Source organism: Pantoea sp. SO10 (assembly GCF_005281435.1).
Taxonomy (GTDB): domain Bacteria; phylum Pseudomonadota; class Gammaproteobacteria; order Enterobacterales; family Enterobacteriaceae; genus Pantoea; species Pantoea leporis.
The window spans coordinates 1,831,275-1,857,072 of the sequence record NZ_CP040095.1 but is presented as its reverse complement, the minus strand read 5'-3'; the positions used below and the strand labels follow the sequence as shown (position 1 = coordinate 1,857,072).

At 53.4% G+C, this 25,798-nt stretch carries 26 protein-coding genes, 1 other RNA gene and 1 other annotated feature; of the genes, 9 read left to right on the top strand and 18 right to left on the bottom strand.

The features are described 5' to 3' along the window. The first annotated feature begins 24 nt into the window (after positions 1-24). Both ydiK and rprA read left to right on the top strand, forming a co-directional pair. Positions 25-1,137 carry an AI-2E family transporter YdiK gene (ydiK, locus tag FCN45_RS08650; RefSeq protein ID WP_137385669.1) on the top strand — a complete coding sequence of 371 codons (1,113 nt, stop codon included), beginning with the start codon at positions 25-27 and terminating at the stop codon, positions 1,135-1,137. 343 nt (positions 1,138-1,480) lie between these two features. Further along, positions 1,481-1,588, top strand: an RNA gene (gene rprA / locus FCN45_RS08645) — antisense sRNA RprA. A gap of 99 nt (positions 1,589-1,687) precedes the next feature. Here rprA and ppsA read toward each other — a convergent pair. Continuing rightward, the gene (gene ppsA / locus FCN45_RS08640) at positions 1,688-4,075 is read right to left on the bottom strand and encodes a phosphoenolpyruvate synthase (protein WP_137385668.1); all 2,388 of its coding nucleotides are present in this window, start codon (positions 4,073-4,075) and stop codon (positions 1,688-1,690) included. Positions 4,076-4,524: 449 nt separating this feature from the next. Here ppsA and FCN45_RS08635 point away from each other — a divergent pair, with 449 nt between their 5' ends. Together FCN45_RS08635 and FCN45_RS08630 are read left to right on the top strand one after the other, a co-directional pair. Beyond that, the gene (locus FCN45_RS08635) at positions 4,525-5,352 is read left to right on the top strand and encodes a pyruvate, water dikinase regulatory protein (protein ID WP_101764564.1); all 828 of its coding nucleotides are present in this window, start codon (positions 4,525-4,527) and stop codon (positions 5,350-5,352) included. A 194-nt stretch (positions 5,353-5,546) separates the two neighbouring features. Beyond that, positions 5,547-6,593 carry a 3-deoxy-7-phosphoheptulonate synthase gene (locus FCN45_RS08630; protein ID WP_137385667.1) on the top strand — a complete coding sequence of 349 codons (1,047 nt, stop codon included), beginning with the start codon at positions 5,547-5,549 and terminating at the stop codon, positions 6,591-6,593. 7 nt (positions 6,594-6,600) lie between these two features. Here the strand turns inward: FCN45_RS08630 and FCN45_RS08625 are convergent, their stop codons facing one another. The 16 genes from FCN45_RS08625 to FCN45_RS08550 form a co-directional block, all read right to left on the bottom strand. Next, positions 6,601-8,040 carry a YdiU family protein gene (locus tag FCN45_RS08625; RefSeq protein WP_137385666.1) on the bottom strand — a complete coding sequence of 480 codons (1,440 nt, stop codon included), beginning with the start codon at positions 8,038-8,040 and terminating at the stop codon, positions 6,601-6,603. A gap of 98 nt (positions 8,041-8,138) precedes the next feature. After that, the gene (locus tag FCN45_RS08620) at positions 8,139-8,882 is read right to left on the bottom strand and encodes an EAL domain-containing protein (protein WP_101764567.1); all 744 of its coding nucleotides are present in this window, start codon (positions 8,880-8,882) and stop codon (positions 8,139-8,141) included. A gap of 314 nt (positions 8,883-9,196) precedes the next feature. Then, positions 9,197-9,655 (bottom strand): NlpC/P60 family protein, encoded by a 459-nt coding sequence (locus tag FCN45_RS08615; protein WP_101764568.1) that lies wholly within the window; start codon positions 9,653-9,655, stop codon positions 9,197-9,199. A gap of 69 nt (positions 9,656-9,724) precedes the next feature. Continuing rightward, positions 9,725-10,471 (bottom strand): vitamin B12 ABC transporter ATP-binding protein BtuD, encoded by a 747-nt coding sequence (gene btuD, locus FCN45_RS08610; protein WP_137385665.1) that lies wholly within the window; start codon positions 10,469-10,471, stop codon positions 9,725-9,727. Beyond that, a complete protein-coding gene (locus FCN45_RS08605) occupies positions 10,472-11,017 on the bottom strand; it encodes a glutathione peroxidase (protein WP_110866017.1) in 546 nt (181 codons plus the stop codon). Between the two features lie 39 nt (positions 11,018-11,056). Next, on the bottom strand, positions 11,057-12,040 hold the full coding sequence (gene btuC, locus FCN45_RS08600) for a vitamin B12 ABC transporter permease BtuC (RefSeq protein WP_101764571.1): 984 nt from the start codon (positions 12,038-12,040) through the stop codon (positions 11,057-11,059). Between the two features lie 90 nt (positions 12,041-12,130). Then, entirely contained in the window at positions 12,131-12,493 is a 363-nt protein-coding gene (locus FCN45_RS08595; protein WP_137385664.1) for a DUF2502 domain-containing protein, read from the bottom strand. A gap of 191 nt (positions 12,494-12,684) precedes the next feature. Then, positions 12,685-12,987, bottom strand: coding sequence for an integration host factor subunit alpha (ihfA, locus tag FCN45_RS08590; RefSeq protein ID WP_007892687.1), 303 nt, complete (start codon positions 12,985-12,987; stop codon positions 12,685-12,687). A 4-nt stretch (positions 12,988-12,991) separates the two neighbouring features. Continuing rightward, complete coding sequence (pheT, locus tag FCN45_RS08585; RefSeq protein ID WP_137385663.1) at positions 12,992-15,379, bottom strand: phenylalanine--tRNA ligase subunit beta; 2,388 nt, start codon at positions 15,377-15,379, stop codon at positions 12,992-12,994. A 14-nt stretch (positions 15,380-15,393) separates the two neighbouring features. Beyond that, a complete protein-coding gene (pheS, locus tag FCN45_RS08580) occupies positions 15,394-16,377 on the bottom strand; it encodes a phenylalanine--tRNA ligase subunit alpha (RefSeq protein ID WP_137385662.1) in 984 nt (327 codons plus the stop codon). Between the two features lie 71 nt (positions 16,378-16,448). Continuing rightward, positions 16,449-16,574 (bottom strand) — a sequence feature (Phe leader region). Continuing rightward, positions 16,525-16,569, bottom strand: coding sequence for a pheST operon leader peptide PheM (gene pheM, locus FCN45_RS08575; RefSeq protein WP_106120997.1), 45 nt, complete (start codon positions 16,567-16,569; stop codon positions 16,525-16,527). It overlaps the preceding feature by 45 nt. Positions 16,575-16,690: 116 nt before the next feature. Continuing rightward, positions 16,691-17,047, bottom strand: coding sequence for a 50S ribosomal protein L20 (rplT, locus tag FCN45_RS08570; RefSeq protein WP_007892678.1), 357 nt, complete (start codon positions 17,045-17,047; stop codon positions 16,691-16,693). A 171-nt stretch (positions 17,048-17,218) separates the two neighbouring features. Continuing rightward, the gene (rpmI, locus tag FCN45_RS08565) at positions 17,219-17,416 is read right to left on the bottom strand and encodes a 50S ribosomal protein L35 (protein ID WP_004157374.1); all 198 of its coding nucleotides are present in this window, start codon (positions 17,414-17,416) and stop codon (positions 17,219-17,221) included. 99 nt (positions 17,417-17,515) lie between these two features. Continuing rightward, on the bottom strand, positions 17,516-18,067 hold the full coding sequence (gene infC / locus FCN45_RS08560) for a translation initiation factor IF-3 (protein ID WP_036621995.1): 552 nt from the start codon (positions 18,065-18,067) through the stop codon (positions 17,516-17,518). Next, positions 18,063-20,000 (bottom strand): threonine--tRNA ligase, encoded by a 1,938-nt coding sequence (gene thrS / locus FCN45_RS08555; protein WP_101764575.1) that lies wholly within the window; start codon positions 19,998-20,000, stop codon positions 18,063-18,065. Before thrS ends, infC begins: the two co-directional genes overlap by 5 nt. Positions 20,001-20,246: 246 nt before the next feature. Then, entirely contained in the window at positions 20,247-21,008 is a 762-nt protein-coding gene (locus FCN45_RS08550; RefSeq protein ID WP_101764576.1) for a YdiY family protein, read from the bottom strand. 331 nt (positions 21,009-21,339) lie between these two features. On the opposite strand from FCN45_RS08550, the gene ghoS reads away from it, so the two are divergent. Together ghoS and FCN45_RS08540 are read left to right on the top strand one after the other, a co-directional pair. Next, entirely contained in the window at positions 21,340-21,630 is a 291-nt protein-coding gene (gene ghoS / locus FCN45_RS08545; RefSeq protein ID WP_137385661.1) for a type V toxin-antitoxin system endoribonuclease antitoxin GhoS, read from the top strand. A gap of 89 nt (positions 21,631-21,719) precedes the next feature. Further along, complete coding sequence (locus FCN45_RS08540) at positions 21,720-22,613, top strand: fructosamine kinase family protein (RefSeq protein ID WP_101764578.1); 894 nt, start codon at positions 21,720-21,722, stop codon at positions 22,611-22,613. A 4-nt stretch (positions 22,614-22,617) separates the two neighbouring features. Here the strand turns inward: FCN45_RS08540 and FCN45_RS08535 are convergent, their stop codons facing one another. Further along, positions 22,618-23,154, bottom strand: a complete 537-nt coding sequence (locus FCN45_RS08535) for a YniB family protein (protein ID WP_137385660.1) — start codon at positions 23,152-23,154, stop codon at positions 22,618-22,620. 142 nt (positions 23,155-23,296) lie between these two features. On the opposite strand from FCN45_RS08535, the gene hxpB reads away from it, so the two are divergent. From hxpB to kduD, 3 genes are all read left to right on the top strand, one after another. Then, positions 23,297-23,965, top strand: coding sequence for a hexitol phosphatase HxpB (gene hxpB / locus FCN45_RS08530; RefSeq protein WP_101764580.1), 669 nt, complete (start codon positions 23,297-23,299; stop codon positions 23,963-23,965). 157 nt (positions 23,966-24,122) lie between these two features. Next, a complete protein-coding gene (gene kduI / locus FCN45_RS08525) occupies positions 24,123-24,959 on the top strand; it encodes a 5-dehydro-4-deoxy-D-glucuronate isomerase (protein WP_137385659.1) in 837 nt (278 codons plus the stop codon). A 13-nt stretch (positions 24,960-24,972) separates the two neighbouring features. After that, on the top strand, positions 24,973-25,734 hold the full coding sequence (kduD, locus tag FCN45_RS08520; RefSeq protein ID WP_101764582.1) for a 2-dehydro-3-deoxy-D-gluconate 5-dehydrogenase KduD: 762 nt from the start codon (positions 24,973-24,975) through the stop codon (positions 25,732-25,734). Positions 25,735-25,798: the final 64 nt, after the last annotated feature.

Genomic DNA, 25,798 nt, shown 5'->3' with positions numbered 1-25,798 from the left:
ATTCAATCGAGGTTAACCGTTGTGATGAAAGACCTGCAACGCGGTATGGATTTACCGCAAATGCTGTTTTCACTGATGTTCATTCTAATCATGATCATCGCCAGTCTGTGGGTGGTGCAGCCCTTTATTCTTGGCTTCGCCTGGGCCAGCATGGTGGTGATCGCCACCTGGCCGTTGATGATTCGTCTACAGCACATGTTGTGGGGACGCCGCTCGCTGGCGGTGATCGCCATGACCATATTGCTATTACTGCTGTTTATTATTCCTATCGCCCTGCTGGTCAGCAGCCTGATTGATAACAGTGCGCCGGTGATCGCCTGGGCAACGCAGCGCCATCTGGTGATGCCTGACTTCGATTGGTTGCGACAGATTCCCTACGTCGGCAGGAAACTCTACTCGAGCTACCACAAATTAGTGGATGGCGGCGGCGCGGCGATGCTGAATCAGGTGCAGCCTTATATTGGTCGCACCACCGGCTTCTTTGTGGCGCAGGCCGGCCACTTCGGCCGCTTTATGATGCACCTCATCGTGATGCTGTTGTTCAGCGTGCTGCTCTACTGGCGCGGCGAGCAGGTGGGCCACGGCATTCGTCATTTTGCCTATCGCATGAGTGGACGCCGTGGCGATGCCGCAGTGCTGCTGGCCGGTCAGGCGATTCGTGCTGTGGCGCTAGGCGTGGTGGTCACCGCGCTGGTTCAGGGCGTGCTCGGCGGTATTGGTTTAGCCATTTCCGGCATTCCTTACGCCACGCTGTTAACCGTGTTAATGATTCTGACCTGCCTGGTACAGCTCGGGCCGCTGATAGTGTTAGTGCCAGCGATTATCTGGCTGTACTGGAGCGGCGATACCACGTGGGGCACGGTGCTGCTGGTGTGGAGTTGCGTGGTGGGTACGCTGGACAGCGTGTTGCGTCCGGTGTTGATTCGCATGGGTGCCGATTTACCGATGATCTTGATTCTTTCCGGCGTTATTGGCGGATTGATTGCTTTCGGTATGATTGGGCTGTTTATCGGTCCGGTGGTCCTGGCGGTTTCTTATCGTCTGGTTTCAGTGTGGATGCATGAAGCGCCCGAACCGGATGACGATGTGCAGACCGCCATCGAAGCATTGGCCGATCACGAAGAAGAACTACATTAAGCCTTCCCCGCCGGGTCGCCGTTCATGGCGACCTCATTCACATTAACGCCCACTCAACGAAGATGCACGTTCTCTCAGTTTTACACTGGCCTTACTTTAACCCGCCTAATGCCCCAACCTCGCCACCGCGCATTTCTTACTGATAATAAATTTTTTTCATAAGCGGTTTTTAAGAAAAAACGCAGTTTTAGGCGCTTTAGGCGGAATTCTCTTACGGAATGATTATTTTTACAGCTGAATTGCCGCTTAGCAGGGAAGAAAAAGGCCACGAAAGGTTATCAGCTTTAAACTAATAAGAGGATTCTTAAAGACGCCAGCGAGCCTGATCAATAACATGTTTCCTATGTTTTGAATCAAGCTACTGATTTCTAAACAACCTTATTCCCCTGAGTAAAGTGAAGAATTGCTGTGTGTAGTCTTTGCCCATCCCCTGTGATGGGCTTTTTTTTGGCTTTTTTTCAGACAAAAAAACAAGGCCAGCAGCGCTGACCTTGATAATTACATTAATGACACGTCAAATTCTCATCTGATACATCAAATTACCGCCTGGTTAATGTTTGGATGCGTTCAGCTCTGCCAAACTCAACCAGGTTTCAACCACGGTATCCGGATTAAGCGACAGGCTATCAATGCCCTGCTCCATTAACCATGCCGCAAAGTCCTGATGATCCGACGGTCCCTGACCACAAATACCGACGTATTTGCCCTGTTTTTTCGCCGCTTTGATCGACATCGATAACAGCGCTTTCACGGCATCATTACGTTCATCAAACAGCGCGGACACCACGCCAGAGTCACGATCGAGGCCCAGCGCCAGCTGTGTCATGTCGTTAGAGCCGATGGAGAAGCCATCGAAGTGCTCGAGGAACTGCTCAGCCAGCAAGGCGTTGGACGGGATCTCACACATCATGATCACTTTCAGGCCATTCTCGCCGCGCTTCAGACCGTTTTTCGCCAGCTCGGCGACCACCGCTTCGGCTTGATCGACGGTACGCACGAACGGAATCATGATTTCAACGTTGGTCAGCCCCATTTCGTTACGCACGCGCTTCACCGCTTCGCACTCCAGCCTGAAGCAGTCGCGGAAGTTGTCAGCAACGTAGCGACCGGCGCCACGGAAACCGAGCATCGGGTTCTCTTCTTCCGGCTCATAACGCTCGCCACCCACCAGGTTGGCGTATTCGTTGGTTTTGAAATCGGAAAGACGAACAATCACGCGCTTCGGCGCAAATGCGGCACCCAGCGTCGCAATCCCTTCGGTCAGACGGCCGATGTAGAACTCAATCGGGTCATCAAAGCCTTTCATCATCTGACGAATCTGCTGCTGCAATTCCGGCGTTTGCTGATCAAACTCCAGCAACGCTTTGGGATGCACGCCAATCATACGGTTGATAATGAACTCCAGACGCGCCAGGCCAACACCTTCGTTCGGCAAGCAGGCGAAATCGAACGCACGATCCGGATTACCGATGTTCATCATGATCTTCAGCGGCAGTTCCGGCATGGTATCGACCTGCGAGCTGGTAACCTCGAAGTCCAGCAGTTCGTCATAGACATAACCGGTATCACCTTCGGCGCAGGAAACCGTGACTTTGTGGCCATCTTTCAGGTGATCGGTGGCATCGCCACAGCCCACCACCGCCGGAATGCCCAGCTCACGCGCGATGATCGCTGCATGGCAAGTACGACCGCCGCGATTGGTGACGATGGCTGAGGCTTTCTTCATGATCGGTTCCCAATCGGGATCGGTCATGTCGGTTACCAGCACATCGCCTTTTTCAATGCGATGCATCTCGCTGATGTCGTGGATGACTTTGACTTCACCGGCGCCGATGCGATGACCAATGGCGCGGCCTTCGACCACCACGTTGCCTTTGCCCTGAAGCGTATAACGTTCCATCACCTGACCGTTGGAGCGCACCGTTTCCGGACGCGCCTGCACGATGAACAGTTTGCCGGTGTGGCCATCTTTCGCCCATTCAATGTCCATTGGGCGTTTGTAGTGCTGCTCAATCAGCACCGCCTGACGCGCCAGCGCCTGCACTTCATCATCGGTTAAGCTGAAGCGATCGCGCTGTTCCTGCTCGACATCTTCAATTAGCACCTGCTCGCCATGCTCCTGCGAATCCGCATACACCATGCGCAGCTTTTTTGAGCCCATGGTGCGGCGCACAATCGCCGGACGATTGGCGGCCAGCGTTGGTTTGTGCACGTAGAACTCGTCGGGGTTCACCGCGCCCTGCACCACCATTTCGCCCAAACCAAAGGCGGAGGTGATAAACACCACTTGATCAAAGCCAGATTCGGTATCAATGGTAAACATCACGCCCGACGAGGCGAGGTCCGATCGCACCATGCGTTGAATACCCGCCGAGAGCGCCACGCCGCGATGGTCGTAGCCCTGATGCACACGGTAGGAGATGGCACGATCGTTAAATAAGGAGGCATAAACGTGCTTCACCGCGATGATGACCGCGTCATAACCCTGCACGTTAAGGAAAGTCTCCTGCTGACCGGCAAACGAGGCGTCGGGCATATCCTCGGCGGTGGCTGACGAGCGCACCGCAAAGGAGGCGTCGGCATCATCAGCAGAGAGTTGTTCGTAGGCGCTACGAATTGCCGCTTCCAGTTCAGGCTGGAATGGCGTATCGATCACCCATTGACGAATCTGTTTACCCGCTTGCGCGAGCTCAGCAACATCATCAACATCCGTTTTATCCAGCAAATCATAGATCCGCTGGTTCAGTCCACTTTGATCGAGGAACAGATTAAACGCGTAAGATGTGGTCGCATAACCGTTTGGTACGGAAACACCCAGCGACGACAAATTCGTAATCATTTCTCCAAGGGAAGCATTCTTGCCTCCCACCCGATCAACATCATGCATGCCAAGCTGGTTGTACCAGAGCACTAGCGACTGTTGGTCTTGATTGGACATTGAGATTATCCTTTTAAATGATGTGAACACACATGGAACATTTTGCTATTCGCCAAACCAGCCTGGCACAACCGATTAATAAAGACTAAGTGTTGAATCGTTAAAGCAGGAAAAGAAAGAAAAAATCGGATTAGTACTTAGAATTAATTGTGTTGCGCAACCGCCCTATTTCACGCTAATAGATTGCTGTAACGATATTTTTCCCCTTTTCAGAGGGTTAGCGATTGATTTTTGTTGCGCAACGCCTTCACACTTTATTTCATGCGCGAAAAGGAAAATGCGCGAAAATAATGCTTTTCAAAACAGCATTTCATCTAATATTGATTATTCGCTGATTCATCTTTGTGAGCGCAATAGCGGACAATATGGATATTTCATTTTATTATTATTTAAAATGAAATATTACCATCGACAATTTGGGCATTGCCAGGCAAGAGGATATTTGCACTATGAACACTGAACGCAGCGTATTTTACATCTCTGATGGCACCGCCATTACCGCCGAAGTGCTGGGCCATGCGGTGTTATCCCAGTTCCCGGTGATGACCCACAGCGTGACGCTGCCATTTGTCGAGAATGTGCAACGCGCTCAGGCGGTTAAAGCGCAGATCAACGCGCTCTACCAGCAGAGCGGCGTGCGCCCGCTGGTGTTCTTCTCCATCGTCACACCCGACGTCCGTGAAATTATTCTCGAAAGCGAAGGCTTTTGTCAGGACATCGTGCAGGCGCTGGTAGCACCGTTGCAGAGCGAACTCGGCGTGGCGTCAATGCCGGTGGCGCACCGCACGCACGGTTTGACCGCCAGCAACCTCGGCAAATATGACGCGCGCATCGCCGCCATCGATTACACCCTTGCGCATGATGATGGCATTTCCCTGCGCGGCCTCGAAGATGCGCAGGTGATTCTGCTCGGCGTGTCGCGCTGCGGGAAGACGCCCACCAGCTTGTATCTGGCAATGCAGTTTGGCGTGCGTGCCGCTAACTATCCGTTTATCGCCGATGATATGGATAACCTGAAACTGCCGCCGGCGCTGCGTGCACATCAGCATAAGTTGTTTGGTTTAACCATCGACCCGGAACGCCTGGCGGCGATTCGCCAGGAGCGCGCGGAAAATACCCGCTACGCTTCGTTGCGCCAGTGCCGTCTCGAAGTAGGCGAAGTGGAAGCGCTATTCCGTACCAACCAGATTCGTTATCTCAACAGCACCAACTATTCGGTGGAAGAGATCGCCACCAAAATCCTCGATATCATGGGTCTGAGCCGCAGCATGTATTAGGTTTCTCTGCCGGTCGCCATAAATGGCGACCTCCCGCCACATACCTGGCTGTATTGCAATCGTAAAGTCTGGCTTCCGTCTGGTTTTAAGACCTTTGTTTTTAGCAGGTTGAATTCGCAGGCTATTAGTTTATTGTGATCACCATCACTTCCCGGTATTTCACCGCTGCGAAGAACAAATTTTTGAGAATCTCAATGAACAAGACTGATGAACTGCGTACCGCGCGCATCGGTAGCCTGCTGACTCCGGCTGCGCTCGCGCATGAACACCCTATTTCGGCAGAGATTGCCGCCAACGTCACCGCTTCCCGCCAGCGCATCGCACGCATTCTGACCGGTGAAGATCCGCGTCTGCTGGTGATTATTGGCCCTTGCTCGCTGCACGATCCTAAAGCGGCGATTGAGTATGCTGAACGTCTGAACGTGCTGCGTGAGCGCCATAAAGATCGTCTGGAAATCGTGATGCGTGCCTATTTCGAAAAACCGCGCACCGTGATTGGCTGGAAAGGCCTGATCTCCGATCCCGATCTGGATGGCAGCTACGATGTAAACCGCGGCATCGCCATTGCGCGCAAACTGCTGCTGGATATCAACGCGCTGGGCTTGCCAACCGCCACTGAATTCCTCGATATGGTGATCGGCCAGTTTATTGCCGACCTGATCAGCTGGGGCGCGATTGGCGCGCGTACCACCGAAAGCCAGATTCATCGTGAAATGGCGTCAGCGCTCTCCTGTCCGGTCGGTTTCAAAAACGGCACCGACGGCAACGTGCAAATTGCGGTCGATGCGATTCGCGCCGCGCGTGCCAGCCACATGTTCCTGTCACCGGATAAAAACGGTCAGATGACCATCTATCAAACCAGCGGTAATCCGCATGGTCACGTGATCCTGCGCGGCGGTCGACAGCCGAACTATCACGCCGAAGATGTGGCGGCGGCAGCGGCCAATCTGCGCGACTTCAATCTGCCGGAGCAATTGGTGATCGACTTCAGCCACGGCAACTGCCTGAAGCAGCACGGTCGTCAGCGTGACGTTGCCGATGATGTGGCGGCGCAAATCCGTGCCGGATCGCGCGCGGTTGCGGGCGTGATGATCGAGAGTTTCCTGCAGGAAGGGAATCAGAAAGTGGTGAGCGGTGCGGCGCTGACCTATGGTCAGTCAATCACCGATCCGTGCCTCGGCTGGGAAGACAGCGCCGAGGTGCTGGCAAAACTGGCTGCCGCGGTCGACAGCCGTTTTTAATGCTGATCTAGCTGGAACAACTCACTTCAAGCGTTTTGCCCCACTCAGGTGGCCGTTGGCGCAACTCTGCGCTGACGGCCGCATCGCTAAACGGTTGCTGTAACGCGCTATGCAGCTTCGCTAACGCCGTGGTCTCGCCGTTCTCGACCTCTTCAATCACCTGCTGTGCCAGATAGTTGCGTAACACCAGCGCCGGATTCGCCGCTTTCATCACCGCCTGACGCTGCGCATCGCTGGCGTGGTCTTGCAACAAACGCTGGCGATAATCGCTGTACCAGCGATCAAAGGCCTCACGATCGATAAACTCATCACGCAACGGCGAACGGCTTTCATCTTGCTGCGTGTCGCTCAGCATGCGGAAGGTCAGCGTGTAATCACTGTGTTCCGCCGTCATCATCGACAGCAAGCCAGTCAGAAGCGTGTTGTCATTGGCATCCGCCGTCAGCAAGCCGAGTTTGGCACGCATTTTCTCCCCCCAAACGCGCATCAGTTCACCTTCATAATGACCCAGCGCCTGCTTAAGCTGCTCGGTGGTCATCAAGCCAGACAAGGCATGCGCCAGGCGATTAAGGTTCCACAAGCCAATCATCGGCTGATTTTCGAAAGCGTAGCGGCCCTGATAGTCACTGTGATTGCAAATGTAATCCGGCTGATAGTCGTCGAGGAAACCGTAAGGGCCGTAATCCAGCGTTAAGCCCAGAATCGACATGTTATCGGTGTTCATCACGCCGTGCGCAAAGCCAACGCTCTGCCAATGGGCGATCAGGCTCGCCGTGCGTTTAACGATATCGGTGAACCACAGCAGGTAACGATCCGCTTCATCCTTGAGCTGCGGCCAGTGATGGCGAATGGCGTAATCCGCCAGCTGGCGCACTTTGTCTTGTTCACCGCCGTAATAGAAATGCTCAAAATGACCGAAACGCAGATGGCTGTCGGCAATGCGCATCAGCATCGCACCGCGTTCCTGGGTTTCGCGTAGCACCGGTTCATCGCCAATGGCTAACGCCAGCGCGCGCGTGGTGGGAATGCCAAGATGGTGCAGCGCTTCAGACGCGAGGAATTCGCGTACGCTGGAGCGGATCACCGCGCGACCGTCACCCATGCGCGAATAGGGCGTTAATCCGGCCCCTTTTAAGTGCCAGTCGAGCTTGCGACCGTTGGCCAGCTGCTGTTCACCCAGCAGAATGCCGCGCCCATCGCCCAGCTGTCCGGCCCAGACGCCAAACTGATGGCCACTATAAACCTGCGCCAGCGGCGACATGCCGGGCAGCATTTCGCGTCCTGACCACACGCCATGCCCGCTGCCGGCGAACAGCGCATCATCTAAACCCATCTCTTGTGCCAGCGGCGCATTGTGATAAAACAGCCGCCCACCCGCTAATGGCGTTGGGTCCAGCGCGGTATAGAATCCGGGTAATTCTTGCTGCCAGCTATTGGTAAATTGCATCGACACTCCGGAAGGTGCGCTTAAATCAGGCACCCGCAATAAGTTATAAGATAACAGAGAGTGTAACGCCGACGCGGCGCGGAAGACAGGCGAAAGGGTTACTGCTGCGAAGGCGTGTGTAAATTCAGGTCGGAATAGATGAGATCGTCAAGACGTTCAGCTTTCACCACCGGGAACAGGCTGCCCTGTAGCTGCGCACCACTCAACGTGGTCATCTTTTCCATCATGTGGTTATCGTCAATACCACAAATAATGATCTGGTCCGCAAAATCGGAAAAATTATTGATAACTGTCTGAATAAAAGGCGTAAACGAGGCGCGCTTGGCCAGGTTGTGAATAAAGGCTTTATCCAGTTTTAGCACGCTAAACAGATTATCGTACACCGCGGTTGCCGGTGCTTTTCCTGCGCCAAATTGTGAAAGCGATAAACGAAATTCACTTTGTAATGCTGCGAGCAATGGATGGGATTTACCCAAAGATAATTGCGGAAACGTTTCGCTGATATCTAAAACAATAAAAGGGATTTGTCGGAATTTCCTTAACAGAAATTCGCTGGCTAAAAGTGTATTGGCCATAGAATCATCAATACGTACCAACGCGGTAATTTGATTAATCTCAAAAAAGTCGCGGTACTTTTCCAGCAATGAAAGCTGGCTCTGCAGCAAACGTAATTGCTGCGCATCGTCCAATTGCGGCAACAGCAAATCCTGCGGCAGCGTAATAGGTGCGCTGTCGTGGACAAATTGCGTCACCAGCTCGACCGCAGTCAGCTGGCCCGCCAGAGAGTAAACTGGATAAAACCAGGTTTCCGACTGATAGTCGGCAGACAAATGGACTTTCATTTTTCAAGCCAGAAGCAATGGCAATTGGCGCATCGTATATCAACGAATATCACCAGGCAATAGGACCAAACGTTTGAAGAGGTGCCGTTTTAGGTCTTATTACTCTGATTTAAACCGCAAATAATACTTAAGCCAAATAAGCCGGGGTTAATGTCCATACCAATTAAATAAATTTAGCTTTATTATTAGTATTAAATCGATGGCGGGTAAAGTGCCATTCTAAATGATAGTTAAATATCGGCAGAATTCAGATTTAATTCAGGGGGAGATACCCGTTCTTTTTTCGCGTCTTTATTAAGCGATAACAACGCTATTTAGATGCGACGCGCCTGCCAAAATACTTTACGCCAGTAAACATTATCCAGCGACGAGCGGATCACACCCTGGCTGGTCGAGGCGTGAATAAAGGTGTTGTCGGTATCGTAAATACCGACGTGCAAACCGTTTTCTCCGCTGCCGGTTTTGAAGAACACCAGATCGCCAGGCAGCAGATCGCCCTTGTCGATGCGCGTACCAATGTCGGTTTGATCAATGGTCGAGCGTGGCAGCTGCATATCGAATTTATCGCGGAAGGTGAGATAGACGAAGCCGGAACAATCTACGCCACCGCGGCTTAATCCGCCATAGCGATACGGCGTTCCCCGCCAGCGGCTCAGCTGATCGTTGAGTTGGGCAATCACGGTGATAGAGTCAGACAAACGGCCATTCGGCGGAGGTGCATGATGGCTACAGCCCGCCAGCAACAGTGCCAAAATCAAAATTGTCAGCCGCATCCGCCTTTCCCTTTCTCCCTTGTCCGGCAGACACTGTAGCGGCAAAGCGCTACGGCACGCAATCCTCTGTCAGGGAATAAACAGCAGCGGACCTTGTGCGGTATCAATTTGTTCAAACGGGGTTTGGTAAAGCGGGGCTAAATGCGCAGCGGTCAGCACCTCGCTGGCCCTGCCCTGACGGACAACCGTGCCTTGATGCATTAACCACACGCGATCGGCATGGCGCAGGCTGTGGTTGAGGTCGTGCCCGCTGGCAACAATCGCCAGACCGCTGTAACACAGTTCGGCCAGCAGCTTATCGACCGCACGTTGCTGCGCCACGTCGAGTGCACTCATCGGCTCATCCAGTAGCAGCAGTTTGCCGCGTGGATTGATCGCCGGATGAACCTGCAACACCACGGCAGCCAACCGCACGCGTTGCCATTCGCCACCAGAAAGCTGCGTAAGACTGCGCGTCAGTTTGTCCTGCAGCGCTAACTGCGCGAGCACCTCTTGTAAGACGCAGTCTGTTTCCGCCGTTTGTGTGGTGACATGCATGCGTAAGTAATGCCACACCGGCATTTGTCCCGGCGCCATCTGCTGTTGCGGCAGCCAGCCGCGCAGCGGGGCCAATGCCGCACCGTTTAACGTGGACAGCGGCGCGCCATCCAGCAGAATGCTGCCCTGACTCGGCAACAAACCGGACAGCGCGTTGAGCAAGGTACTTTTGCCAGCGCCGTTCGGCCCCACCAGATGCACTAACTCACCGGCGTTAACGCTAAGTTCAACGGGAGCCAGCCGCCCTGTGACGCTGACTCCCTGACACTGCAATAGCATTTATTCGGCCAGCGCCTGCTCTACACTTTTCAGGATGATGGGATCGTCTGGCGTCATATCCGGTGAGAAGCGCGCAATGACTTTGCCCTGCTTATTAATAAGGAATTTTTCGAAGTTCCACAGGATATCGCCTGGCGCTTTCGGCGCGCGCCCTTTGCTCTCCATGCGTTCGAGAAAACCGCTGCCTTCCGGGCGTTGCGCCACCGGCTGCGCCGCCGTCAGCTGCGCATAGAGAGGGTGACGATGCTCGCCGTTGACATCGGTTTTATCGAACATCGGGAAAGTGACGCCGTAAGTGGTGCTGCAAAAGGTTTTGATCTCTTCGTTACTGCCCGGCTCTTGCTCGAGGAACTGATTGCATGGGAAGCCAAGCACGCTGAACGGCTTATCCTGCCAGGCTTTCTGCAGCGATTCTAACTGCTCATACTGCGCCGTCAGGCCACATTTGGATGCCACATTGACTACCAGTAGCACCTTGCCCTCATAGGCCGCCAGCGTGGTTTTTTCACCGTCCAGCGTAACCAGTTCTGTCTGATAAATGCTCATAGTCGATTCCTGTTGTTGATAACACGTTGCCAGCCAAAGCTAGCGCGAAGACTTCACTAATAACATGATAAATAGCGGCGCGCCGAGCGTGGCCGTTACCACGCCAATCGGCAGTTCGGCAGAGGTTAACACCAGCCGCGCAATAATATCCGCGCCAAGCAGCACTGCGGCACCGGCTAACGCCGCCGCAGGCAACAAATAACGATGATCGCTAAAACCGCTGAGACGCAATAGATGCGGGATAACCAGACCAATAAAACCGATCGCACCCGCCATCGCTACGCTCACGCCCACCAGCCAGCCCATCGCCAGCACCAGCAGGTTGCGCCACAGCAGCAGCGGTAATCCGAGCTGACGTGCCGAGGTTTCGCCCAGCGCCAGCAAATTCAACGTGCGTGCGGTGGCGATCAGCAGCAGCGTTACCGGCAGCAGCGCCAACATCATCCAGCCATAGCGCCAGTCGATGCCGCTAAAGCCGCCCATCATCCAGTACATCAGCTGACGCAGATCGAGGCTGGTGCTAAAGTACACTGCCCACGTCATGATGGCGCTACAGATAATGCCAAGCGCTACGCCGGTCAGCAGTAAGCGGCTCACTGAGAGTTGTTTGTGAGCGAAGTGCAGCAGCATCAGCGTGATCAGCAGCGCACCGGCCATGGCCGCCAGCGCTAAGCTCCATAGCGAACCGTTACCGAGCATCACGCCTAATACCAGACCAATCCCCGCCCCATTAGACACGCCAAGTAAGCCGGGTTCCGCCAGCGGATTGTTGAACAGCGCCTGCATTACCACGCCGCACACCGCCAGCGCCGCACCCACCAGCAGCACCGCCAGCGTGCGCGGCATGCGCAGCTGCCAGACGAACAGATCGCCTTCCGCCGAAAACCATTGTGTGGGGGAGATCCAGCTGTCGCCGGCGCACAGGCTAAGCCCGATGAGCAGCAATAGCAGCGCAATGAGTGCGATGAGCCAGCGCTGGCTGCGGCGATTTGCCTGGGAAGCAAGCTGATCCAGCAGAGTCATAGATAAGATTGGCTGAGAAAACAGAGAATTGATTGTAGTGGGATTACAGCAAAAAGAAAGCGGCGCTGTGGAGGCGCCGCTGGAGAAGCCTTACTGATGCGGAGGGAGCGGCTGACCGTGATTATCACGCTTCTGCTGATTGTCACGCTGGTCGTGATGCTGCGGTTGCGGCTGACGTTTGTCGTCGCGGTGCGGTCCATTACCCGGATGCTGCGCCTGCCAGCCGTTACCGTTCCAATAACCGTGCGGACCTTTGATGCCAATGCGCTGGTTGTGGTGCTGTTTCCACCACGTTGGCGCGCGCCAGTCGTAGCCATCCCAATAGTAGCCACGTTTATCCTGATCGCCGATATGCACCGAAACGCCCGGCGTGTTGATGCTGACGGAAACATTGGCGCTAGCCAGCAGCGGCATGCCTAACAAGACACTTAATAAAATTGCTGTCTTTTTCATTATTCAGACCTTTTGCTCTGTGATGGCGCTGTTATAACAAAAGTGTTGATGCCGTCACTATCGGTGAGGACCGATTTTCGCCTTATTTTCCGGATACTTACTAAATCCTTACATCGTGAATAAATCGTGAGGAGCGGCCAGATTTAAGACAAAAAAAAAGGCCGCTAAGCGGCCTTTTTGTCGTACTGAAATTAGTCAGCATCCTTGGGTGTCGCGTTCTCGACGCGACTTTTCAACTTCTGTCCCGGACGGAATGTCACCACTCGGCGCGCGGTGATAGGAATATCTTCCCCCGTCTTCGGGTTACGGCCCGGACGCTGGTTTTTGTCACGCAGATCAAAATTACCAAATCCGGACAGTTTTACCTGTTCTCCGTTTTCCAACGCGCGGCGAACCTCTTCAAAAAAAAGTTCTACCAACTCTTTGGCATCGCGTTTGCTCAACCCGAGTTTTTCAAACAGGTACTCTGACATTTCAGCTTTTGTAAGCGCCATAGGTTCAATCCCTCAAGGTTGCCTGGAATCGCTCTTTTAATGCCGCAACGCATTTGGCAACGGTCGCGGCAATCTCCTCTTCTTCGAGTGTCCGGCTGGTATCCTGCAAAATCAGGCTAATCGCTAGGCTCTTTTCACCTTCGTTTACGCCCTTACCACGGTACACGTCAAACAAGTTTACGCCAACTACCTGATTTACGCCAACTTTCTTACACTCCGCAATGATATCTGCTGCAGGCACATTTTCAGCCACCACAACGGCGATATCACGACGGTTTGCCGGGAAGCGAGAAATCTCGCGCGCATCAGGCAGGACGCGGTCTGCGACCTTATTCCAAAGCAGTTCAAACACTAAGGTGCGACCATTCAGATCCAGCTTACGTTCCAGCTCTGGATGAACCACCCCGATAAATCCGATTCGTTCGCCGCGTAAATAAATTGCGGCGCTTTGTCCTGGATGCAGCGCCGGATTGGCTTCCGCACGGAAGGAAATCTCATCAAGTTTACCGGTCAAATCCAGCAGCGATTCTAAATCGCCTTTCAAATCATAGAAGTCAACCGTCTGACGCGCCAGATCCCAATGCTCTTCATAGCGATTGCCGCTTAAAACGCCGGCCAGCATAAGATCCTGGCGGATACCCAGATCGGCCTGTGTATCAGGAACAAAGCGTAAACCGCTTTCAAACAGGCGTACGCGGCCCTGCTGACGGTTTTGGTTATACACCACCGCGCCCAGCAAACCGGTCCACAGCGACAGGCGCATTGCCGACATATCGCTGGAGATTGGGCTGGGCAGGATCAGCGCCTCTTCGCCCGGATGCAGCAACTGCTGCAGTTTGGGATCAACGAAGCTGTAGGTAATCGCTTCCTGATAACCTTTATCTACCAACAGATTTTTCGCACGCTTCAGCGACAGGTCGGCTTCACGATGCTGCGTCATGATCAGGCTGGCTTTCACCGGCACATCAGGGATGTTGTTATAGCCGTAAACGCGCGCCACTTCTTCGACCAGATCTTCTTCGATAGCCATATCGAAACGCCAGCTTGGCGCAACGGCTTGCCACTCTCCTGCACTCACTTTCACTTCGCAACCCAAACGCGTCAGGATGTCAGTAACCTGTTCGTCAGCAATGACATGGCCAATCAAACGATCGAGCTTTTCACGGCGCAGCGTGATGGTGGCGCGTGGCGGCAGCGCGCTCGCGTCAGTTTGGTCAATGACCGGGCCCGCTTCGCCGCCACAGATGTCGAGCAACAGTTGCGTCGCGCGTTCAATCGCTTTGTGCTGCAACGCTGGATCGACGCCACGCTCGTAACGATGTGACGCGTCGGTATGCAGGCCCTGACGGCGAGCGCGGCCGGTGATCGCCAGCGGATCAAAGTAGGCGCATTCGAACAGCACATTTTGCGTCTCTTCATTGACACCGGAATGCTCGCCACCAAAGATGCCGCCCATCGCCAGCGCTTTGTGGTGATCGGCAATCACCAGCGTGTCGCTGCTGAGTTTAGCTTCGGTACCATCCAGCAGCGTCAGCACTTCGCCCTCTTCTGCCATACGCACCACGATGCCGCCGTCGATGCGGTCGAGATCGAAGGCATGCATCGGCTGACCAAGCTCCAGCAGTACAAAGTTGGTGATATCGACCACCGGATCGATTGAGCGAATACCGCAACGACGTAGCTTCTCACGCATCCACAATGGCGTAGCGGCTTTAACGTTGACACCTTTCACCACGCGGCCAAGGTAGCGCGGGCACGCGGCGGTGGCATCAACACGAATCGGGAAGGTATCGTTGATGGTGGCTTTTACCGGCTCAATTGCGGGTGCCGTCAGCGGCAAACCGTTCAATACTGCTACATCACGCGCAATCCCGATGATGCCCAGACAATCGGCGCGGTTTGGCGTGACGCTGATTTCAATGGTGTTGTCATCCAGCTGCAGATAACTGCGGATATCGGTGCCAATTGGCGCATCGGCTGGTAGCTCGATGATGCCGTTGTGATCGTCGGAAATACCCAGCTCAGAGAAGGAGCACAGCATGCCTTCAGACGGCTCGCCACGCAGTTTTGCTGCTTTGATTTTGAAATCGCCCGGCAGCACAGCGCCAACGGTCGCCACCGCCACTTTCAGGCCCTGACGGCAGTTTGGCGCGCCGCAGACGATATCCAACAGGCGCTCGCCACCGACGTTGATTTTGGTGACGCGCAGTTTGTCGGCGTTCGGATGCTGGCCGCACTCAACCACTTCACCCACCACAACACCGTGGAACGCACCGGCAACCGGATCCACGCCGTCCACTTCAAGGCCGGCCATGGTGATTTGCTCAGACAGCGCAGCGCTGTCCAGGGCTGGATTTACCCATTCGCGTAACCAGAGTTCACTGAATTTCATTGGATAACCTGCCCTTATTTAAATTGTTTGAGGAAACGTAAATCATTTTCGAAGAAGGCGCGCAGATCGGTCACACCGTAGCGCAGCATGGTGAGACGCTCCATGCCCATGCCAAACGCAAAGCCCGAATAAATTTCCGGATCGATGCCAACATTGCGCAATACGTTCGGGTGCACCATGCCGCAACCCAGCACTTCCAACCACTTGCCGTTTTTACCCATCACGTCCACTTCTGCGGACGGTTCGGTGAACGGGAAGTAAGAAGGACGGAAGCGAATTTGCAGATTCTCTTCGAAGAAATTGTTCAGGAAATCGTGCAGTGTGCCTTTCAGGTTGGTAAAGCTGATGTCTTTATCGACAATCAAACCTTCCATCTGGTGGAACATTGGCGTGTGCGTCTGATCGTAATCGTTCCGATAAACACGGCCTGGCGCGATGATGCGGATTGGCGGGTGCTGGTTTTTCATGGTACGGATCTGCACGCCTGAAGTTTGGGTGCGCAGCAGACGCGTGGCATCAAACCAGAACGTGTCGTGATCGGCACGCGCCGGGTGATGGCCGGGAATGTTCAGCGCATCAAAGTTGTGGTAATCGTCTTCAATTTCCGGACCTGTTACCACCGCGAAACCCAGTTCGCCGAAGAAGGTTTCGATACGATCGATAGTGCGGGTCACCGGATGCAAGCCACCATTCTCAACGCGGCGGCCAGGCAGCGACACGTCGATGGTTTCCGCAGCCAGACGCGCATTCAGCTCCGCACTCTCCAGCGTCTCTTTGCGCGCGGTAAGGCGGTCCTGCACTTGCTGTTTGGCCTCGTTGATGACCGCACCCGCAGCCGGGCGCTCTTCTGCCGGCAGTTCACGCAGGGTGGTCATTTGCAGCGTCAGATGCCCTTTCTTACCCAGAAATTCGACGCGCACGGCGTCCAGAGCAGCGATATCCGCCGCCTCGTCGATGGCGGCCGTGGCACGAGCCACCAGGTCTGCGAGTTGGGACATGATTTCCTCTTCTTCCAGCCGGGCTGGTCAGTTCTCGTTGGGATCAGATGATCCGATTAAGTGTCGCCAGAAACAAAAAAGCCTCCACGAGGGAGGCTTTCAGCGCGATTTTTCGTTTCTTTTCTTATGCGCAAAAGCCCCTGATGTTCAGGCGCTAAAGTAAAAAAAGAAACGGAAAATAGCAGCATTCATGCTTGCGTTACCTTGTCATATTTAGAAACCGCACTATTGAAATGCGCAGCGGCCAAAATGTCAATCTTTTGCGTGAGTTGCGGGTAATAAAAAAGGGAGCAAGCTCCCTTTTTCAACTGACTTACGCCAGAGCTGATTTTGCTTTTTCAACAAGTGCAGTAAATGTCACTTTGTCGAATACAGCGATGTCAGCCAGAATCTTACGGTCGATTTCAATAGAGGCTTTTTTCAGGCCATTGATGAAACGGCTGTAAGAGATACCGTTCTGACGAGCCGCAGCGTTGATACGCGCGATCCACAGTTGACGGAACTGACGCTTACGTTGACGACGGTCACGGTAAGCATACTGACCAGCTTTGATAACAGCCTGGAAGGCAACGCGGTATACACGTGAACGTGCACCATAGTAGCCTTTAGCTTGTTTTAAGATTTTCTTGTGACGTGCGCGAGCAATTACACCACGTTTAACGCGAGCCATGTGAGCTCTCCTATATCATATTCTGTGATTTCCCTTCATCTTTCGTGCCGCAGCGGCGGTGGCTGTCTTCATTCATCCCAGTCACTTACTGATGTAAGTTCAGGGATTCATTCAGTTTCCGCCTTGCTGCAACCCGAAATCTTTCGGGGAATTAAACTAAAAAAAATTTACTTATGCGTACGGCAGGCAGGCAATAACCAGACCCAGATCGCCTTTAGACACCATGCCTTTCGGACGCAGGTGACGTTTACGCTTAGTAGACTTTTTAGTCAGAATATGACGCAGGTTCGCGTGCTTACGCTTGAAGCCGCCAGAAGCGGTCTTCTTGAAGCGCTTAGCGGCGCCACGTACAGTTTTAATCTTTGGCATTTTTACAAATATCCACTTCGCATTGTTAATAAAATGAATCAGACAGGCGAATAAAAATCCGCACAACGCAAGCGCTGCGCGGCTTTATTACTTGAAGGCCTACTGTTTCTTCTTAGGAGCGAGCACCATGATCATCTGACGACCTTCGATCTTCGAAGGGAAGGATTCGACAATCGCCAGATCCATGTCTTCACACAGATCTTTACGGACGCGGTTAAGCACTTCCATACCGATCTGCTGGTGCGCCATCTCACGACCGCGGAAACGCAGCGTGATTTTGGCTTTATCACCCTCTTCCAGAAAGCGAATCAGGTTGCGTAGTTTGACCTGATAGTCGCCATCATCGGTACCAGGACGGAATTTGATTTCCTTAACCTGGATAACTTTCTGCTTCTTCTTCTGTTCCTTAGAAGACTTGCTTTTTTCATAAAGGAACTTGCCGTAATCCATGATACGGCAAACCGGCGGTTCGGCGTTCGGGCTGATTTCAACTAAATCTACGCCGGCTTCTTCAGCTTTCTCAATGGCTTCACGCAGGGTGACAATGCCAAGTTGCTCGCCGTCTACGCCAGTTAAGCGCACTTCGGTGGCACGGATTTCGCCGTTGATACGGTTCGGACGTGTTGGTTGTACTCGTTTTCCGCCTTTAATAACCTGTTTCCTCTAATTGGTGAAGATGTCGGCTGCGAATCTCTTGTTGCAGCTTCTCAACAAACACATCTACGTCCATGCTCCCAAGGTCTTTACCACGGCGGGTGCGCACGGCAACTTTGCCTGCTTCCACCTCTTTGTCACCGCAAACCAGCATATAAGGGACGCGACGTAATGTGTGCTCGCGGATTTTAAAGCCTATCTTCTCGTTTCTCAAGTCTGCTTTGACACGAATGCCAGCATTCTGCAATTTCTTCGTCAATTCACTGACGTATTCTGACTGACTGTCGGTGATATTCATCACCACAGCCTGCACCGGCGCCAGCCAACTCGGGAAGAATCCAGCGAATTCTTCGGTCAGGATGCCGATAAAGCGCTCCATTGAACCGAGAATTGCGCGATGGATCATTACCGGTGTCTGGCGGTCGTTGTTTTCGCCGACAAAAGTCGCGTCCAGACGCTTCGGCAGGGAGAAGTCTAGCTGAACGGTACCACACTGCCAGGCGCGGTCGAGACAATCGTACAGGGTAAACTCAATTTTAGGGCCGTAGAAGGCACCTTCTCCCGGCTGATATTCGAATGGAATATCATTCTCTTTCAGCGCTTCTGCCAAATCCACTTCCGCACGATCCCACATTTCGTCGGTACCGATACGTTTTTCCGGACGGGTCGACAGCTTCACCACGATTTTTTCAAAACCGAAGGTGCTGTACATGTCGTATACCATGCGGATACAGCTGTTCACCTCATCACGTACCTGATCTTCGGTACAGAAGACGTGAGCATCATCCTGGGTAAAGCCGCGCACGCGCATCAGACCATGCAAGGCACCTGATGGCTCGTTACGATGGCAGCTACCAAACTCCGCCATACGCAGCGGCAGGTCGCGGTAGGATTTCAGACCCTGATTAAAGATCTGAACGTGGCCTGGGCAGTTCATCGGCTTGATGCAATATTCACGGTTCTCTGAAGAGGTGGTGAACATGGCTTCTTTATAGTTCTCCCAGTGCCCGGTTTTCTCCCACAGCACGCGGTCCATCATGAACGGACCTTTCACTTCCTGATAGTCGTACTCTTTCAGCTTGGTACGCACAAACACTTCCAGCTCGCGGAAGATGGTCCAGCCGTCATTGTGCCAGAACACCATGCCCGGTGCTTCTTCCTGCATGTGGTAGAGATCAAGCTGCTTACCGATTTTACGGTGATCGCGCTTCGCCGCTTCTTCCAGACGCTGCAGATAGGCAGCCAGCTGCTTTTTATCCGCCCAGGCCGTACCGTAAATACGCTGCAGCATTTTGTTGTCGCTGTTGCCGCGCCAGTAAGCCCCGGAGATTTTCTGCAGTTTGAAGTGATGGCAGAAACGCATATTCGGCACGTGCGGACCGCGGCACATGTCGATGTATTCTTCATGTTGATACAGGCCAGGACGATCGTCGTGGCTGATGTTCTCGTCAAGAATGGTGGTTTTATAGCTTTCGCCACGCTCAGCAAACACGTCACGTGCTTCCTGCCAGCTCACCTTTTTCTTCACCACATCGTAGTTGGTTTCAGCCAGCTGGTGCATACGCTTTTCCAGCAGCTCAAGATCTTCCTGGGTTAAGGTATGTTCCAGGTCAACGTCATAATAGAAACCGTTATCAATCACCGGGCCGATCGCCATTTTGGTGTTTGGCCACAGCTGCTTAATCGCATGCCCTAACAGGTGCGCGCAAGAGTGACGAATGATTTCTAAACCGGCGTCGTCTTTAGCGGTAATAATCGCGACCTGAGCGTCCTCGGTGATCGGATCAACCGCATCAACCAATTCGCCATTCACGCGACCCGCGATGCAGGCTTTCGCCAAACCCGGTCCAATATCCAACGCAATATCCATCACGCTGACCGGACGGTCAAAGCTGCGCTGGCTGCCATCAGGAAGAGTAATTACTGGCATTTCATATCCTTAATTGCAGTGGTAAGCCACACGAAAGCCTACATGCAAAAATGAGTTTCGTAGTGTGTAACCCGGCGTGATGTCAGACCCACGTTGTCGGAATGACGCCAGGAATGTAAAGCGGCGATGATAATAGCAGCTTTCGCCGCCGATCAAAACCCGTGCAGAGTTTCGCTGAGCTAAAGAGAAATAAAAAAAACCGCTGCGAGGCACAGGCCTGGCAGCGGTGATTCACATCCGTCTCGCTTACATTGAGTATGAGAGCTGGATCGTGGTTTTGGTATCGGTACGATCCGGCGCAGATTCTGGCGGATTATTGTTCCAGGTCACGTTGTAGCCTAGCTTCAGCGCGAAATGGGCATTGATGGCCACCTGCAGCGCGGTTTCTGAGTTCAGCGTGGTGTCTTCACCGAAGCTGCTTAACACAGAAACACCCTGGATAAATTTGGTGGTATCTGTTAGCTGCCATTGATAGCTCACTGCACCATAACCCAATGCTTTGGTTTCATGGCCGCCATCATGGAAATCGTCGTAACGCACACCCGGACCGAATTCAGCACGCAGTGAGTGAACCGGGCCGCTGAGGATCTGGCGACCGTAACCGGCGGTCAGCACATCGCGTGAGTCATAACCGTTGAAACGGTCGCTTAGCCAGCTTGCCTGACCAAACAGGTAGTCAGCGCTGTTGAGGTTATAACGGCTACGGCCACCAATGTTGTAAGTCTCAGATGAACGCTCATCGTTTGAGGAGTTGTTTGCGGCGTTGCCCCATAGACTCAATGCGGTATTGGTTTGATACCACGTCATATTGGTAGACGCACTCAGCGAAGAACTGGTGGTGTTTCCAGTTTGAGCCAGGTAACCCGCTGACGCGCTGCCTTCAAACGGCTTTTTCGCCGTTGCAGGGTCATCCATGGAGGTGAAAACGGCGTTATCTGCAAAGGCCTGGTGACAAAATGCTCCAGCAGAGAGCAATAAAACAGCGGACAGCTTGTTAAAGGCTTTCATTAAAAGTAACCCGTACGACAGTTTAAAAAACGAAGAGTCTGAAGCGTTTCTCCGGCCAATCAATGCAATTTACCGTAAGTTTTGTAAAAAAGTATGTATCCGCATAAAAAACCAGGAAAGCCGCTGGACCGCTCTTTTAATGGGACTTTTCCCATTTTCGCTGCGCATTATAGGGGGCAATTACTCAAATAGCAGCCTGAAGGCTACAAGATTTTTCTGAACTCTTTTGACAAAGCTTTACCTGCTATTTTCACTAATGAATTGGCTAAAATTCGCTCTATACTGCGCGCTGGTCTACGCTGAAATCTGTTCGATAACAATGAGGTGAATAATGAGTGACCATGATGTCAAACGTTACATTGTCACGTTGAAATATCAGGAAAGTGGACTCGGCGACGTGCAGTCAGTGACCAGTGCCATGATCAATGGCGGTTACAGCACCACCTTCAGCGATGATGAAGGTCATCCGCATGAGTTGGGCACCAATAGCTTCGGCATTGTCAGCGCGTTAGAGGAGCATGAAATAGCAGAGCAAGCCGCGGGATATGCCCAAATCGCGCTCGATCATAAACCTGAGGTCACCGTCATCACGTTAGAGGCATTTCTGAAACAACAATCCTGACGCAGTGCAAAAAACGGCATCGACGCCAGGTTTGCTCAGGTTTTGCGCGTTACAATCGAACTCACGCAGCGAACAAAGAGGATTACCCGATGTGGTCAGCCATTAGTCGTCTGTTAAGCGAGTACGCCGGTGATGCCGAAATCACCGACCGTCAGGAACTTCCCGGTGGCGATGTCCATCCCGCCTGGCGCATCCGCTATGGCGAGTTGGATGTGTTCGTCAAATGTAACACCCGCGATATGCTCACCTTGTTCAGCTGGGAAGCCGATCAACTCGACCTGCTGGCGCGCACGCAAACTGTTCGCGTCCCGAAAGTGTATGGCGTTGGCAATGATCGTGATACCAGCTTCCTGCTGCTGGAATATATTCCGCCTCATCCCTTTACCGCACAGAGCGCTTTCCAGCTCGGCCAGCAGTTGGCGCATCTACACCAATGGAGCGAGCAACCGCAATTTGGTCTCGATTTCGACAACAACATCACCACCTCACCTCAGCCGAATAGCTGGTTACGCCGCTGGTCAGTGTTCTTCGCTGAGCAGCGCATCGGCTGGCAGCTGCAACTGGCCGCAGAAAAAGGCGTGCACTATGGCGATACCGAACTGATTGTTGATTGTGTGCAGCGTACGTTAGCCAACCACCATCCGCAACCTTCTTTATTACACGGCGATTTGTGGCCCGCCAACTGCGCCGGCAGCGCAGAGGGTCCGTGGTTGTTTGATCCCGCCTGCTATTGGGGTGATCGCGAGTGCGATTTAGCGATGCTGAGTTACTACGCCGATTTGCCGCGCCAGATCTATGATGGCTACCAGGCGGTTTGGCCGCTGGAAGACGGATTCTCGCAGCGTCAGCCGGTGTATCAGCTCTATTACCTGCTGAATCGCGCCAATGTTTTCGGTGGCAACTGGACGGGCGAAGCGCAGTTCGCCATCGGCCAGTTGTTAGATGAAGATGTGTTGGGCGGACGTCAGGCCAGACCGGCCTGACGTGTTACAGCATGCCGAGCAGTTTCAGCACAAAGTAGCCCGCGATAGCGATAATGATCGGCAGGATATAGAGCGGGAAAATCTGCAAGAAAATGGTGTGACGCGGGATGTGGATTTTCTCTTCCACCTGCGCTCGCGTGCGCCCTTCACTGCCTTTGGCCTGTTCCATGATCAGCTGATCTTCAATTCCCTCTTTAATATGGCGCGACTGACGCCACATGCGCGCACCTGAAGCCTGCAGCGCAATGCCGATAAAGATCAGGATGTAGATCAGCCAAAACCCAATATTCGCGCCACCGTTAAATTCCGGCACCGGAGAGTTCTGCCAAAACACATTAAGAAACGGCGTATTGAACTTCACCATGTCGACCATGACATGCACAAAATCGAGCATCACGGCATCAATGCCTGGCTGCTTTTCACTGTGCTTAAACATAAAGCCCAGCAGCGAAATCATCGTGGATAACAATGCGGGTATAAAAATCACCCAGCCAGCCACTCGCTTAAGGATGGCGATGCGGCCAGCCTGTTGGTAAGTCATGGTGTCTCCCTGAACCAAAAATAGTTTTGCCTAAGTCTACCTGCACTACTGCAATTTTTCCTAAAAAATGCGTGGCCTGCCGCAAGTCGGCTTTATCCGGCTCTCGTGCTATGGTAAGCCAAATTTCTAAGGGAGCAGTTATATGTCATATCGTCGTCCTGTATTGGCCGCCATCTTTGATATGGATGGATTATTGATCGACTCAGAACCGCTGTGGGATCGCGCGGAACTGGATATTTTCGCCAGCCTTGGCGTGGATATCACCCGCCGCCACGAGTTGCCCGATACGCTGGGTCTGCGCATCGATCAAACCGTGCGCATGTGGTTTGAAGCGCTGCCATGGAGCGGCCCGGATCAACAGGAAGTGACGCAACGCATCATCGCCCGCGCGCTGGCGCTGGTGGAAGAGACGCGTCCGCTGCTGCCTGGCGTGGAGCAGGCGCTGCAACTGTGCCAGCAGCAAGGTTTGAAAATCGGCCTCGCCTCCGCCTCGCCGCTGCACATGCTGGAGCGCGTGCTGGAGATGTTTGACCTACGCAAATACTTTGATGTGCTGGCGTCCGCGGAAGCGCTGCCGTACAGCAAGCCGCATCCGCAGGTCTATCTCGACGCCGCAGCCAAACTGGGTATCGATCCGCTTAACTGCGTCACGCTGGAAGATTCTTTCAACGGCATGATCGCCACCAAAGCCGCACGCATGCGTTCAATTGTGGTGCCAGCGGCCGAGCATCGTGAAGATGCGCGTTGGGCGCTGGCCAATGTGATTCTTGATGATTTAACCCAGCTCAAACCCGAACATCTGCACGGTTAATCGCAGCCCGCTTAACGCGGGCTTTTTTATGCAACTTGATCGCGCACGCAAATAAATAAAACATCGTTTCATTTTTATTGAATTCACATCTCATCCTGCCTAAGATGCCCAAAGACCCGCATCGGGACCACTTCCTTTGACTCTTGAGAGGCCTGAGATGGACATTCGTCAAAGCATTCATAGCGAGCATGCCAAAACCCTGGACACGGACGGCTTACGCCGTGAGTTTCTGATCGACAAGATTTTCGACGCCGACAATTACACCCTCACTTACAGCCATATCGATCGCATCATTATCGGCGGCGTGATGCCGGTGCAGAAACCGGTGACTATCGGCCATGAAGTGGGTAAGCAGCTGGGCGTCAGTTACTTCCTCGAACGCCGCGAACTCGGCGTAATCAACGTCGGTGGACCCGGGCTGATTGAAGTGGATGGCAAAACCTGGGAGATTGATCAGCAGGAAGCGTTGTATGTCGGACAAGGCGCGCAGAGCGTGATTTTCCGCAGCAGCGATGCCAGCCGCCCGGCGAAGTTTTACTACAACAGCGCGCCGGCACACACCCATTATCCAGACAAAAAAATCACCCTCGACGAAGCAGTGAAAGCCACGCTCGGCGATGCGGCCACCTCGAACCGCCGCACCATTAACAAATTCATCGTGCCCGACGTGTTGCCAACCTGCCAGTTAACCATGGGATTAACCCGCCTTGATGACGGCAACTTGTGGAACACCATGCCGTGTCACACCCACGAACGTCGCATGGAAGTCTATTTCTATTTCGATATGGCCGACGACAGCGCCGTGTTCCACATGATGGGCCAGCCGCAGGAGACGCGTCATCTATTGGTCCATAACGAGCAAGCGGTGATTTCACCGAGCTGGTCGATTCACGCGGGCGTGGGAACGCAGCGCTATACCTTTATCTGGGGCATGGTGGGCGAAAACCAGGTATTTGATGACATGGACCACGTCAACATCAGCGCACTGCGCTAACAAGGAGCGAATCATGATACTCAACGCATTTAATCTTGCAGGCAAAATCGCGCTGGTCACCGGCTGCAATACCGGTTTAGGACAAGGTATGGCGCTGGGTCTGGCGCAGGCGGGATGTGACATTATTGGCGTTAACCGCGCCGGACCGGATGATACGCAGGCCAAAGTTGAGGCGTTAGGCCGCCGTTTTTGGTCAATTCAGGCCGATCTGACCAAGCCATCCATCGTGCCGCAAATTGTTGAACAGGCGGTGGCGCTTGCCGGTCGCATTGATATCCTGGTGAATAACGCCGGCATCATTCGCCGCGAAGATGCGCTCAACTTCAGCGAGCAGGATTGGGATGATGTGATGAACATCAACAGCAAAAGCCTGTTCTTCCTGTCACAGCAGGTCGCCCGGCAGTTTATCGCGCAAGGCAATGGCGGCAAGATCATCAATATCGCCTCGATGCTGTCGTTCCAGGGCGGCATTCGCGTGCCTTCTTATACCGCATCAAAAAGCGCAGTGATGGGGTTAACCCGTTTGATGGCCAACGAATGGGCGAAGCACGGCATCAACGTTAACGCCATTGCACCGGGCTACATGGCCACCAATAACACGGAACAGCTGCGCAGCGATGAGTCACGCAACGAGGAGATTTTAGGACGCATTCCATCAGGTCGCTGGGGTATCCCGGACGACATGATGGGCCCGATTGTGTTCCTCGCCTCCAGCGCCTCCGACTATGTGCAAGGTTATACGTTGGCCGTCGACGGCGGATGGTTAGCGCGCTAGGCTAACCTGTTCTTTTCCCGCGTCATTGTGACGCGGGAAAGTGAAAAATATTAACGCTTCGTTA